The organism is uncultured Roseobacter sp., from assembly GCF_947491795.1.
Taxonomy (GTDB): Bacteria; Pseudomonadota; Alphaproteobacteria; order Rhodobacterales; family Rhodobacteraceae; genus Roseobacter.
The window spans coordinates 961,783-974,185 of record NZ_CANLKW010000003.1; the positions used below are offsets into that span (position 1 = coordinate 961,783).

Consider the following 12,403-nt stretch of genomic DNA (forward strand, 5'->3'; position numbering starts at 1 on the left):
CCGAATATTGCAGTATCAGATGAGCATTGCATGGTCGCGGCCCTCATGCCACTTCTGACGGTATGACAAAAACACTGACCACACCCGACGGAACCCCTGCCAGCCGGCTGGCCTTTGGAACGATGCAATTTGGCGGACGGGCCGATGAGGCCGCATCACGCGACATGTTCGAGGCCAGTTATAACGCGGGCATCAATCACTTTGATACGGCGTATGTCTACAACGACGGCGCGTCTGAAAAATTGCTGGGCTCAATGATAGGTGACCGGCGTGACAAACTGCTGATCGCGACCAAGGCCGCCTATAACGGTGGCGGATCGCGCAAAAACATCCATGACAGTTTTGCGGTGTCGCAACAGCGGCTGGGTCTGGACATGGTGGATGTTCTTTACATGCACCGGTTTGATCCGCACACCGACCTGCGCGAGAGCCTCGAAGCGCTTGCCGATCTGAAGGCTGCCGGAAAGATAAGGTACATCGGTGTGTCCAACTTTGCCGCCTGGCAGGTGGTCAAAGCGATTGGGATTGCCGCAGAATTTGACGTGACCGTCGACATTCTGCAGCCCATGTACAACCTGGTGAAACGCCAGGCAGAGGTGGAAATCCTGCCAATGTGCGCCGATCAGATTGTCGCCTGCGCACCCTATTCGCCACTGGGCGGCGGCCTGCTCACGGGCAAATACGCTGCTGGTGCAGGCGGTCGGCTGACCGAAGATGCAGGCTATGCAAAGCGATATGGCCCGGAGTGGATGCATCAGGCAGCTGTTGATCTGGGCCGGATCGCAGAGGAAGAAGGCACGCATGTTGCAACTCTGGCCGTCGCATGGGCCGCCGCGCACCCGATGGGCCCCACGCCGATCATTTCGGCGCGCAGTACAGAGCAGCTGGAGCCGTCACTCGCCGCTCTGGACCATGAAATGGACGCAGCGCTTTATGCAAAGCTCGCAGCGCTCAGCCCGACACCTCCCCCTGCGACGGACCGGCTCGAAGAACAGACGTGAAACGGATTGTCGTCATCGGGGGCGGAATTGCCGGACTGTCTGCAGCAGCAGAGTTGGCGGCAGATGCCGACGTAACGGTTTTGGAGGCAGAGAGCAGCACAGGCTATCATGCGTCCGGGCGTTCTGCCGCACTGATTGAACAAAACTACGGCGCTGCGTCGGTGCAGGCTCTGAACCGCGCCAGTGTGGATTACCTGAGCACCCACGACGGCGGTTATCTCAGCCCACGGGGGCTGATGATTATCGCGCGGCACGAAGATGCTGCAGCTTTTGCGGACGACATCGCCAGCATGGGGCTGGACCGGATTTCAACACAGGACGCCTGCCGGATGGTCCCGGTTCTTGATCCTGAGCGCGTTAACCTCGCGGGGTATCACGCTGATGCACAGGACATTGACACCGACAGGCTTTTGCAGGGATTTGCACGGCGGCTGCGCCAACTGGGCGGCGAAATTGTCACAAACCGGCGCGTCTCCTCTGTCACGCGCCGCACGGACGGATGGACAGTACGCTGCGGCGACGATGAATATGACGCCGACATTCTGGTCAACGCAGCTGGGGCATGGGCGGATACTGTCGCTCGAATGGCGGGGGTCGTACCGATGGGCATTGTGCCTCACCGCCGGTCTATGGCGCGCATTCCGGCACCGGGCGGGCAGGATGTCAGCCACTGGCCAGTGTTCTTCGGTGTTCGCGAGAGCTGGTATGCAAAACCCGATGCCGGAGCGCTTCTTGTCTCTCCCGCCGACGAGGACCCGGTCGAGCCGCATGACGCCTGGGCGGATGACATGACACTTGCTGAGGGCCTTGCACTTTACCAGGACATGGTCACCGAGCCAGTAACCCGGATGCTGTCAAACTGGGCAGGTCTGCGCAGTTTTGCGCCCGACCGGACACTGGTGCTGGGTCCGGACCCTGACGAGCAGACCTTTGTCTGGTGCGCAGGCCAGGGTGGATACGGTATTCAGACATCACCTGCTGCATCGCGGCTGGTTGCCGATCTGGTGTTCGGACGCCCCCCCGGGATTGATCCGGCCAGCGTAGCGGCCCTGCGCCCGGAGCGTCTGCGATGAGCGGAGACCGCAGGTTGCCCCCCAGTGCCAGCGTCGCAACGCCGATCACGGGCGTGAAAATGCATGCGCCTTCGGCCATGCGTAATGCAATGGCACTGACCGAGCTTGTGTCACGGCACGCACCGGCCAAAGGACGCGCGCTTGAGCTGGCCAGCGGGACCGGGCAACATGTGACGTCCTTTGCCAGGGCAATGCCTGCACTGGACTGGCAGCCCACTGAGATTGCGCGCGACCGGATGGCCAGCATAGATGCCTATGCTGTTGACAGTGGCCTGAAAAACCTGCGCCCGGCCGCAATGCTGGATGCGACGCAGGACGGCTGGTCAGAGCGCGTACCAGGCCGCGACCTGATCGTGGTGGTGAACCTGCTGCATCTGATTTCGACACCGGCGACAAGGATACTGCTTGCCCAGGCCCTGTCCGCACTGGCGCCTTCAGGCCGGTTCGTGGTGTACGGCCCGTTTCGGCGTGATGGCAAACTGACCAGCGACGGGGACGCCCGCTTTGATGCTGACCTGCGCGGCGCAGACCCGGCGATCGGGTACAAAAATGATGCTGACGTAAGAGCCTGGCTGTTTGAGGCAGGTGCCGCTGACATTACCTGTGAGGAAATGCCAGCCAACAACCTCGCCTTTGTTGCGACACGTTAGCCATCGACGCGAATACGTTCGTTTTTCGGATCATAGGGGCTGTCCTCGACCACTTCCGCATCCCACAGCCGATCGAGCATTTTAACCTTTAGCTTTGTGCCCGGTGTGGCCAGATCGGGCGTCACGTAACCCATGCCAATGGATTTTCCAAAGGCGACGGAATACCCCCCCGAAGTCAGCCTGCCAACACGCGCGTCCCCATGATAAAGCGCTTCACGCCCCCAGGGATCAGCATCCGCTGGTCCATCGATGAGCAGCGTGCAGCACTTTGCCCGGACACCTGTTTCCTCCAGCTTTGCCTTGCCGTGAAAATCCTTGGACAGGTCGACAAAGCGCGGCAGATCGGCCTCCAGCGGTGTCGCGTCGCGGCCCAGTTCAGTGCCAAAGGCGCGATACGACTTCTCCTGCCGCAGCCAGTTCTGAGCCCGCGCGCCCACCAGTTTCATACCGTGCTTTTCACCCGCTTTTTCCAGCAGGTCGAACAGATAGTTCTGCATCTCAATCGGGTGGTGCAGCTCCCAGCCCAGCTCACCTGTATAAGCAACCCGGATCGCGCGCACCGGGCACATCCCCAGCTCGATATTGCGCATCGTCAGCCAGGGAAACCGCTTGTTCGACAGCACCGTGGACGGATCGGCGTCTTTGACGACTTCGTTCAGCACATCGCGCGATCTGGGACCGGCAATGGCAAAGACACCCCATTGCGTGGTCGCATCGTGGCATTCGATGTATCCGAACTCCGGCGATTTATCCTCGATAGCTTTGCGCAGATAATCCGCGTCATAGGCCGTCCATGCTCCAGCGCTGACCAGGTAATATTCATCCTGCGCCAGGCGCACAATCGTGTATTCCGTGCGTGTCGTGCCATGGTCCGTCAACGCGTAGGTCAGATTTATCCGCCCGACAGAGGGCAGTTTGTTGCAGGTGAACCAGTCCAGAAATTGCGTCGCACCCGGCCCCCGTACAAGATGTTTGGTAAAGGCGGTGGCATCAATCAGGCCAGCGCCCTCACGCACGGCTTTCGCCTCTTCGACGGCATACTGCCACCAGCCACCCCTGCGGAAAGAACGTGCGTCGTGGTCAAAATTTTCCGGTGCATCAAGCGGCCCGAAATAGTTTGGGCGTTCCCACCCATTGACCCAGCCAAACTGCGCGCCCCGGGCGGCCTGGCGGTCATAGGCCGGTGAGGTCCGCAACGGGCGACATGCAGGGCGTTCCTCGTCAGGGTGGTGCAGGATGTAGACGTGTTCGTAGCATTCCTCGTTCTTGCGCGCTGCAAATTCTGTGGTCATCCAGTCGCCATAACGCTTGGGATCAAGGCTGGCCATATCGATTTTGGCCTCACCCTCGACCATCAGCTGCGCCAGGTAATACCCGGTGCCACCCGCCGCTGTAATGCCAAAAGAAAAGCCCTCGGCCAGCCACATGTTGCGCAGGCCCGGTGCAGGACCAACAAGGGGGTTGCCGTCAGGTGTGTAGCAGATCGGGCCGTTGAAATCGTCTTTCAGGCCACTTTCCTCACAGGAGGGAACGCGGTGGATCATCGCCATATACTGCTCTTCGATCCGTTCCAAATCGAGTTGGAACAGGTCCGCACGAAAGCTGTCCGGCACGCCATATTCAAAACGTGCAGGCGCATTTTTCTCGTAGACGCCCAGAATCCAGCCGCCGCGCTCTTCGCGGACATAAGACTGCGCATCAGCATCGCGGATGACCGGGTGCTCGACATTGCCTTCTGCGCGGAACCTGACCAGCTCGGGGTCCTGATCCATCACGATAAACTGGTGCTCTACCGGGATCGCAGGAATTTTGAGACCCAGCATCTTTGCTGTGCGCTGCGCATGATTGCCGGACGCGGTCACTACGTGTTCCGCAGTAATCACAATCTGCTCTTCAGAGGGCACCAGATTGCCACCCTTCTCGACCATTTTCGTGGCTGTGACTTCCCAGTGTGTACCGTTCCAGTGGAATGCATCTGCCTGCCATTTGCGTTCGACCATCACGCCGCGCTGGCGCGCGCCCTTGGCCATCGCCATCGTCACATCGGCGGGGTTTATATAACCGTCCGTGTGATGATAAAGCGCGCCTTTAAGGTCCGCGGTACGGATCAGCGGCCATTTGGCTTTGATCTCGTCCGGCGTCAGCCACTGATACGGAACACCGCAGGTTTCGGCCGTCGACGCATAGAGCATGTATTCATCCATACGTTCCTGGGTCTGTGCCATGCGCAGGTTGCCGACAACTGCAAATCCCGCGTTCAGCCCGGTTTCCTCTTCCAGAGTTTTATAGAACCGGATGGAATAATCGTGAATATGCGTGGTCGCAAAGGACATGTTGAAATAGGGCAGCAGACCCGCCGCATGCCATGTTGAGCCAGAGGTCAGTTCGTCGCGTTCCAGCAGCATAACATCGTCCCAGCCGGCCCGGGCCAGGTGATATGCGATGGAAGTTCCGACAGCGCCGCCGCCGACAACAAGTGCTTTCACTTCGGTTTTCATGACCCGAATCCTTCGTCCTGCAATCCTGTGACATTTCTAGAAAAAGCAGGGCGGTCCGCGCCCGGCCCAGCCGACCGCACAGCGCGCAAAAACGACCTTCTGCAGCGCCTCTGGCCTGTCAGGGACGGCGGGTGAAAACAACCTCGCCTACGGGTTGCAGGCCGCTTGCACGCAAAAAGTCCGGATGCGCTAGCAGCCTGACGGATTGGCGGGGCTGTGTCGGATCGTTTGCACTGTTGTAATCCGGCCCGCCGTCAGCGCCCGCGTCCCATACCCATAGCGGGTGTGACAGCTCATCGAACCATTCGGTTTCGTTGCGCAGGGAAACGCCGGAAATACCCGAAAACCAGTCCGGGCTGGGCGCCAGCATGGTCGCAAAAGAAACCCTGTGAAACCGCTCTGACAGCGCCAGCTCAAACACAAATTCTGCACGACCACCAGGGGTGCCGGGCAGTACCACCGGCGCTCTGGCGCGGTTGCGACGGGAAGCCTCGCTCAGTTCGGCCTCCAACACGTTTGTGCGGCCGTTTGTAGCCACCAGCGCCAGCCCGCTGGACGCCGTGTCACCGTCTGTGAAAAGGCTGTACCTTTTCGAATGCGCAAAGGCGATCAGGCGGGACCAGTGCGCATCGGTGGGCGGGTTGAGTGCGGTGTCCTCCGACCAGTTCAGAATGACCCGTACATCGTATATGACGTCCTGTGCTGCAGCGTTACCTGTCCCAGCTATGAGAACCAGCACCGCCAGAAAACCGGTCAAAAGCTTTTTAGTCATCGCCTGCCAGTATCTTGCCCGGGTTCATGATGTTGGCCGGATCCAGCGCGGCTTTTATTGCGCTCATAACCACCGTGGCATCCCCCAGCTCCTTTTTCAGATAGGCCTGTTTGCCCTGACCGATACCATGCTCGCCTGTGCAGGTTCCACCCATTGAAATTGCAAGATTACTGAGCCAGCTGACATACGCGCGCGCTTTGGCCACTTCTTCGGGATCATCCATGTAAACCAGCGGAGTCACATGAAAATTCCCGTCGCCTGCATGACCGACAATAGGGGCGATCAAACCCAGCTCAGCGGCGCGATCCTGTGCGGCTGTGACGCATTCCGCCAGTTTTGAAATCGGCACACAGGCATCGGTGGCCACACCCTTGGCGCCGGGCCGATATTGCAGCATAGCCCAGTATGCTTCATGCCGGGCTTTCCACAGACGGGTGCGTTCCTCCGGGCTGGCCGTCGCCTCAAATCCACTGCCCCCCACTTCTGCTGCCAGGTCGCCAAAGATTTCAGCCTGTTCACGCACACCGTTTTCGGTGCCATGAAATTCCAACAGCAACAACGGCGTTTCCGGCAGGCCCAGTGCCGCATATCCGTTCACGGCCCGGACCATAGTTTCATCCAGCAGTTCAATACGGGAGACAGGCACGCCATACTGGATCACAGCCGTCACAGCTTTGCAGGCGGCATCGACAGAGGGGAACGAACAGCGCGCGGAGCTGATGGCCTCGGGTATCCCGTAAAGACGCAGTGTAATTTCAGTAATCACCGCGAGAGTACCCTCGCTGCCCACTAGCAAACGCGTGAGATCATATCCGGCAGAGGATTTCCGGGCGCGCGTGCCAGTGCGGATGATCCGCCCGTCCGCCATGACAGCCTCGACCGCAAGCACGTTATCCTTCATCGTCCCGTACCTAACGGCATTCGTGCCCGAAGCGCGGGTCGAGGCCATGCCCCCGAGCGAGGCGTTGGCACCGGGATCAATCGGAAAGAACAGCCCCTTGTCGCGCAGATATACGTTCAGATCTTCGCGGGTCACGCCCGGCTGCACGCGGCAATCCAGATCATCGGGATTGACCTCAATCACTGCATTCATCTGGCTGAGATCGATACAGATACCGCCGGCAGGCGCGTTCACATGCCCCTCGAGCGAGGTGCCGGTTCCATAGGGGATGACAGGCACATCGTGTGTGGCGCAAACCTTTATCAGTTCCGAAACCTCTTCGGTATCGGCTGGAAAAACAACAGCGTCCGGCGCCTGGTTTTCGATCCAGGTCGTGGTATGGCCGTGCTGTTCACGGATCGCCTGCCCGGTCTGCAGGCGCTCCCCGAACTGCTGTTTGAGAATTCCCACAACTGTTTCAATCCCGCGTTCGTTACGGGGCAAAGATGCAATTTCGACCAAGTCTGTCTCCTCCGGACGTACGCTCAGCGCCCCAGCGCGATCCCTTCGCGGCGCGGATCTGCCCCGCCCTGAAGTGTTTCTCCGATCGCAACTGCATGTAAACCTGAGGTCAGCGCACGGGCATTCACCTCAAAACCCATACCGGACAGGGGTTCAGACAGCGCTTCTGCCCCTGTACCCTGTTCAACGTCATATGTGCCAAAACGGCTGACCGCATGCGGCACCGAAACGGCTTCCTGAATGTTCATGCCCCAGTCGAGATAGGCGATGATGCTCTCTGCAACATACCCGATGATCCGGCTGCCGCCCGGGCTGCCGATGGCCAGCACCGGCGCGCCGTCTTTCATCACGATTGTAGGTGCCATCGATGAACGCGGGCGCTTGCCGGGCTCTACGCGGTTCGCGATCGGCACACCTTCGCTGTGCGAACGGAAGGAGAAGTCCGTCAGCTCGTTGTTCAGCAGGAAACCGCGGACCATAAGGCGACTGCCAAAACCGTTTTCGATGGTTGTTGTCATCGACGCCACGTTTCCGGCAGCATCCACAATAGAGATATGCGACGTGGACGGCAGTTCGATGGATACGTCATCCGCATAGTTCAGCGCGTGATCGAAAGCAGGTGCACCAGCACCGACTTCGGCCAGCGCGCCGTCTCCCTCCAGCAGTGCAGCCCGCTCTGCCAGATAGGCAGGATCAACAAGACCTGCAGCGGGCACGGGTACATAATCGCTGTCGGCCATATAGCGGCCGCGGTCCGCAAATGCGAGACGCGACGCATCTCCGATCAACCGGCGAACACTCGGATCCGCGGGACCAGCCGTCAGATCATAGCCCTCCAGCATGCCGAGGATCTGCCCCACGGTCAGAGCACCAGAGGAAGGCGGCCCCATCCCACAGACGTCATGCGCGCGGTATACAACACAGACAGGTGCGCGCTCTTTGACCTCATAGATGCTGAGGTCCACAGTGGACAAAACGCCGGGGTTACCGGAGGCCGACTGGACTGTGGCCACGATATCCTGGGCGATGTCACCGGTATAGAATGCCTCAGCACCTCCGCGCGCCATGGCGCGCAGAGTGTCTGCGTATTCAACATTGATCAGCGTGTCGCCCACGGCCAGCGGCGCGCCGTTTGGCATAAAGTAGGCGGCGGTTTCAGGAAAACGGCCCAGGCGCTCCGCATCTGATTCAATCAGACCGGCAAGACGCGGCGACACCGAGAAACCTTCTTCGGCGCGTTCGATGGCAGGTGTCAGCAGGTTCTGCCAGTCCAGCTCACCCCACCGCGCATGCACTTCGCCCATCAGCGCCGGCGTCCCCGGCGTTCCGACAGACAGCCCGCCGACAACTGCGTCGAAAAACTTCAGCGGCTCGCCCTCGGCGTCCTGGAAAAGACGCGGCGTCGCAGCCAGTGGCGCAGTTTCACGGCCATCCAGCGTCGTAAGCGTGTCTGTCTCTGCATCGTAATAAACCAGGAACGCACCACCCCCGAGACCAGACGACTGCGGCTCTACCAGACCCAGCATCGCCTGAACGGCGACCAGAGCGTCAGCAGCCGTGCCGCCCTGTTCCAGCATCTGTGCACCGGCCTGAACCGCCAGAGGATTGGCCGCAGCGACCATCCACTGCCCTGCCTCGACCGGCTGCCGGGCAGCCTTGGCGTCGAACGCTGCTGCAACTTCCGGGGACAGCGCCTCAAAAGCACCCTGTGTTGCGGGTTCCGGCTGAACCGCATCAGCGGCCTGTTGCGCCTGCGCGGCAGTAAAAGCAAGGAGTGCAAAAGCCGTCAGAAAAATTCGCATCGTCTGTCCTTTCAGAAATCAATCCGTCAAAGCATGGATGGCACGACCTGATCAGGTGGCCTGTGACCGTCATCAAAGGTCTTGATGTTGATGATGACTTTCTCGCCCATCTCCATCCGCCCCTCGCGGGTGGCCGATCCCATATGCGGCAAGAGTACCACATTTTTCAGCTCACGCAGGCGGGGATTTGCCTGGGTGCCGTGTTCATACACATCCAGTCCCGCGCCAGCGATCTCACCTGCACGCAGCATCCTTGTCAGCGCGTTTTCATCGATCACCTCACCACGGGAAGTGTTCACGATTACGGCCTCCGGCTTGAGCAGTTTCAGCCGTCTGGCGTTCATCAGGTGAAAGGTCGACGGCGTCGCCGGACAGTTGATCGAAATAACATCCATGCGGGCCACCATCTGATCGAGGCTCTCCCAGTATGTCGCTTCCAGCGCTGTTTCCTGCTCGGGGCGCAGCCTGCGACGGTTATGATAGTGCACCTGCATCCCGAACGCAGACGCCCGGCGCGCCACCGCCTGACCAATCCGGCCCATTCCAAGAATGCCCAGCCGCCTGCCACCGACGCGGCCGCCCAGAAAAGCGTTGGGTGCCCATCCGTCCCATTCGTCCGCCTGCATCACTGCAAGCCCTTCGGGCATCCGGCGCAGCACAGACAGGATCAGACCCATGGTCATGTCCGCTGTATCATCCGTCAGCACACCGGGCGTATTCGAGACGAGAATGCCCCGCTGACGGGCAGTTGCCACATCGATATGGTCCACGCCCGCACCGTAGTTGGCGATCAGTCTGAGGCGTTCGCCCGCCTGCCCGATCAGCGCCGCATCAATGGCGTCTGTTACGGTGGGCACAAGGACATCCGCATTGCGCACCGCCGTGGCCAGTTCATCCCGGGTCATTGGCGCATCACTGTCGCGCAGGGTTACATCAAAAAGCTCACAAAGGCGGGTTTCGACTGCTTCGGGCAACCGTCGCGTAACGACAACACTCAACCGCGGCTTTGACATTCGGAGCCTCCCAGGACTTGGCGTGCACACTGTTTTCATGGCATGGTGACGGAACTGGTGACGAGGCACAAGAACCCCGCGCCATCTTATGAGCAAATTACGAATTACAGGCTGTTTTGATGATCAGAATTCTCCGCCGGATTTGCGCCGGCCTGCTTGCATCCGTGATATGTGCCGGGGCCGCACTGGCGACACAGAACGGCCCGGTGACCAATCTGCCGCTGCCGCGCTATGTCTCGATGAAAGCATCCGAAGGCAACGTGCGTCGCGGCCCGTCCCTGACACACCGTATCGACTGGGTATTCAAACGACGGGATATGCCGCTGCAGATCACTGCCGAGCACGGACACTGGCGCAGAGTGGAAGACCGCGAGGGTCAGGGCGGCTGGGTCCACTATTCCCTGCTGTCGGGCGTTCGCACAGTTATCGTAGAGCACGACATGCTGACACTGCACCAGCGGCCGGATGCAGATGCCCCGGTTGCTGCAGCACTTGAGATGGGCGTCATCGCGCGCCTGGGCAAGTGTGGCGACACCTGGTGTCAGCTGCGCTCCGGCGGGTTTCGCGGATGGGCGCGCAAGGATCACCTTTGGGGTGTGAGCCCGCAGGAAATCAGGGACTGACCGGGCCCTTTGCGGCCAACCTGCTGTTTTAGCTTTCGCGCCGCTGCGCGCTGATCTAGCCTTCGCCGCAAAGCAGTGCAGGGGACGAAAATGCGGGCAGTTACATATGACAGATTTGGCGGTGCCGCTGACGTGCTCACATCGGGCTCGCTGGACAGTACGCCCCCCGGACCCGGCGAAGTGTCGGTTGCGCTGAAGTATTCAGGCGTCAACCCGTCCGATGTAAAAGCACGCGCGGGCTCGCGGCCCGGCGTCACGACACCTCCCTTTCCGCAGATCATCCCCCACAGCGACGGAACCGGCGAGGTGACAGCCGTGGGAAATGGTGTCGATCCCGGCCGGATTGGACAGAAGGTGTGGATTTGGAATGGTCAGTGGCAACGCGCGCACGGTACGGCTGCAGAAACGATCACCCTGCCCGCAGAACAGGCCGTCGCGATGCCTGCGCAAATGACCTGGGAACAGGGCGCTGTCATGGGCATTCCAGGGCTGACAGCGGCGCAGGTTGTCTTTGGCGGCGGGTCGGTCGAGGGCAAAACCCTGCTGATTCAGGGCGGTGCGGGAACAGTTGGATACCTGGCAGTTCAGCTCGCCAGATGGGGTGGCGCGCACGTCATCGCGACGGCAAGGGGCGCAGGCGCCGAGAGGTGCAGAGATGCCGGCGCGCATGCCGTGATCGACTACTCCGCCGCCGATGCTGCCGCGCAGATACACGACGCAAACGACGGGCGCGGGGTTGACCGCATCGTCGAAGTTGAGTTTGGCGCAAACATTGGGATAAGCGCAGAGGTCATCGCGCCCAATGGCACAATTGCGGTCTATGGTTCTGCGTTGAATATGACCCCTGAGATACCTTTCGGTCCGTTGTTGTTCAAAGCGGTCAAAGTCGACATCAGCCTGATCTACATTCTTCCTGCAGCCGAGCGGGCGGAATGCATTTCAAGTCTTCACAGATGTGTGGCCGATGACGCACTGCACTGCCCCACGGATAAGATTTTTCCTCTGGAAGAGACGGCAAAAGCGCATGAGGCCGTCGAAGGCGGCGCACGCGCCGGATCGGTGCTGATAGACGTAACGGCCTGAACCGGGGCTGCCCGACGGGCCCGAGCGCCGGTGCCGGGGGTAACTTTTGTTAAGTCTTTTTTGGAAAACGGGTCTTGCACGTTGCATCACATCGGCTTAATTACCGCGTCACGTTGGGATGTAGCCAAGTGGTAAGGCAACTGTTTTTGGTACAGTGTACCGTAGGTTCGAATCCTACCATCCCAGCCACCCACTCCTGAGATTCTGACTGCCGAGCACTTGCCGCTTGATTCTGGCGTGTTTTCGGGCGCCTGGCACAGTCGGTTTCCAACAGAGACCCGCACTTGAATGCAGATCGGGCCAGTTTCAGGCCCTCGTCTCTGTTTGCGATTCCGACGGCACGGGTTTGAGGGATTGCGGAAGGTCTCAGCTTACAGCTTCGCGAACTTTGCGCGCTGTTCTGACCAGTCGGCGGGAACGCCTGACTTGATGACACGGTCAGACGTCACACCCTCCGACTGCTCACCGGCTGCGATCGCATCCAGG

Annotated in this window: 10 protein-coding genes and 1 tRNA gene; 6 read left to right on the forward strand and 5 right to left on the reverse strand. The window is 60.2% G+C overall.

From position 1 onward, the window contains the following. Window positions 1–62 precede the first annotated feature (62 nt). Genes Q1A34_RS16520 through Q1A34_RS16530 form a run of 3 tightly spaced genes read left to right on the forward strand, consistent with a single transcriptional unit; the run spans window position 63 to window position 2,724 of the window. Window positions 63–1,001 (forward strand): aldo/keto reductase, encoded by a 939-nt coding sequence (locus Q1A34_RS16520; RefSeq protein ID WP_300036622.1) that lies wholly within the window; start codon window positions 63–65, stop codon window positions 999–1,001. Next, window positions 998–2,074: an FAD-binding oxidoreductase gene (locus Q1A34_RS16525; protein ID WP_300036627.1), complete on the forward strand. Its 1,077-nt coding sequence runs from the start codon at window positions 998–1,000 to the stop codon at window positions 2,072–2,074. Before Q1A34_RS16520 ends, Q1A34_RS16525 begins: the two co-directional genes overlap by 4 nt. Next, a complete protein-coding gene (locus Q1A34_RS16530; RefSeq protein WP_300036630.1) occupies window positions 2,071–2,724 on the forward strand; it encodes a DUF938 domain-containing protein in 654 nt (217 codons plus the stop codon). The genes Q1A34_RS16525 and Q1A34_RS16530 overlap by 4 nt, the downstream gene beginning before the upstream one ends. Here the strand turns inward: Q1A34_RS16530 and Q1A34_RS16535 are convergent. From Q1A34_RS16535 to Q1A34_RS16555, 5 genes are all read right to left on the reverse strand, one after another. Beyond that, entirely contained in the window at window positions 2,721–5,222 is a 2,502-nt protein-coding gene (locus Q1A34_RS16535; RefSeq protein WP_300036633.1) for an FAD-dependent oxidoreductase, read from the reverse strand. The two genes, Q1A34_RS16530 and Q1A34_RS16535, sit on opposite strands and share 4 nt — an antisense overlap. Window positions 5,223–5,340: 118 nt before the next feature. Continuing rightward, complete coding sequence (locus Q1A34_RS16540; protein ID WP_300036636.1) at window positions 5,341–5,994, reverse strand: spondin domain-containing protein; 654 nt, start codon at window positions 5,992–5,994, stop codon at window positions 5,341–5,343. Then, window positions 5,987–7,396: an FAD-linked oxidase C-terminal domain-containing protein gene (locus Q1A34_RS16545; protein WP_300036639.1), complete on the reverse strand. Its 1,410-nt coding sequence runs from the start codon at window positions 7,394–7,396 to the stop codon at window positions 5,987–5,989. Before Q1A34_RS16545 ends, Q1A34_RS16540 begins: the two co-directional genes overlap by 8 nt. A 23-nt stretch (window positions 7,397–7,419) precedes the next feature. Further along, the gene (gene ggt, locus Q1A34_RS16550; RefSeq protein ID WP_300036642.1) at window positions 7,420–9,198 is read right to left on the reverse strand and encodes a gamma-glutamyltransferase; all 1,779 of its coding nucleotides are present in this window, start codon (window positions 9,196–9,198) and stop codon (window positions 7,420–7,422) included. 26 nt (window positions 9,199–9,224) lie between these two features. Next, window positions 9,225–10,211 carry a D-glycerate dehydrogenase gene (locus Q1A34_RS16555; protein WP_300036644.1) on the reverse strand — a complete coding sequence of 329 codons (987 nt, stop codon included), beginning with the start codon at window positions 10,209–10,211 and terminating at the stop codon, window positions 9,225–9,227. Between the two features lie 119 nt (window positions 10,212–10,330). Between Q1A34_RS16555 and Q1A34_RS16560 the strand changes: the two genes are divergently transcribed. The 3 genes from Q1A34_RS16560 (at window position 10,331) to Q1A34_RS16570 (ending at window position 12,106) form a co-directional block, all read left to right on the forward strand. Then, window positions 10,331–10,834 carry an SH3 domain-containing protein gene (locus tag Q1A34_RS16560; protein ID WP_300036647.1) on the forward strand — a complete coding sequence of 168 codons (504 nt, stop codon included), beginning with the start codon at window positions 10,331–10,333 and terminating at the stop codon, window positions 10,832–10,834. Window positions 10,835–10,924: 90 nt separating this feature from the next. Beyond that, window positions 10,925–11,917 carry an NADPH:quinone reductase gene (locus Q1A34_RS16565; protein ID WP_300036650.1) on the forward strand — a complete coding sequence of 331 codons (993 nt, stop codon included), beginning with the start codon at window positions 10,925–10,927 and terminating at the stop codon, window positions 11,915–11,917. Between the two features lie 114 nt (window positions 11,918–12,031). Beyond that, a tRNA-Gln gene (locus Q1A34_RS16570) sits at window positions 12,032–12,106 on the forward strand. The last annotated feature ends 297 nt before the right edge of the window (window positions 12,107–12,403 follow it).

Coding starts and splice junctions, on each gene's coding strand:
- Q1A34_RS16520 (WP_300036622.1), top strand. CDS start 63: ATGACAAAAACACTGACCACACCCGACGGAACCCCTGCCAGCCGGCTG.
- Q1A34_RS16565 (WP_300036650.1), top strand. CDS start 10,925: ATGCGGGCAGTTACATATGACAGATTTGGCGGTGCCGCTGACGTGCTC.
- Q1A34_RS16540 (WP_300036636.1), bottom strand. CDS start 5,994: ATGACTAAAAAGCTTTTGACCGGTTTTCTGGCGGTGCTGGTTCTCATA.
- Q1A34_RS16535 (WP_300036633.1), bottom strand. CDS start 5,222: ATGAAAACCGAAGTGAAAGCACTTGTTGTCGGCGGCGGCGCTGTCGGA.
- Q1A34_RS16530 (WP_300036630.1), top strand. CDS start 2,071: ATGAGCGGAGACCGCAGGTTGCCCCCCAGTGCCAGCGTCGCAACGCCG.
- Q1A34_RS16555 (WP_300036644.1), bottom strand. CDS start 10,211: ATGTCAAAGCCGCGGTTGAGTGTTGTCGTTACGCGACGGTTGCCCGAA.
- ggt (WP_300036642.1), bottom strand. CDS start 9,198: ATGCGAATTTTTCTGACGGCTTTTGCACTCCTTGCTTTTACTGCCGCG.
- Q1A34_RS16560 (WP_300036647.1), top strand. CDS start 10,331: ATGATCAGAATTCTCCGCCGGATTTGCGCCGGCCTGCTTGCATCCGTG.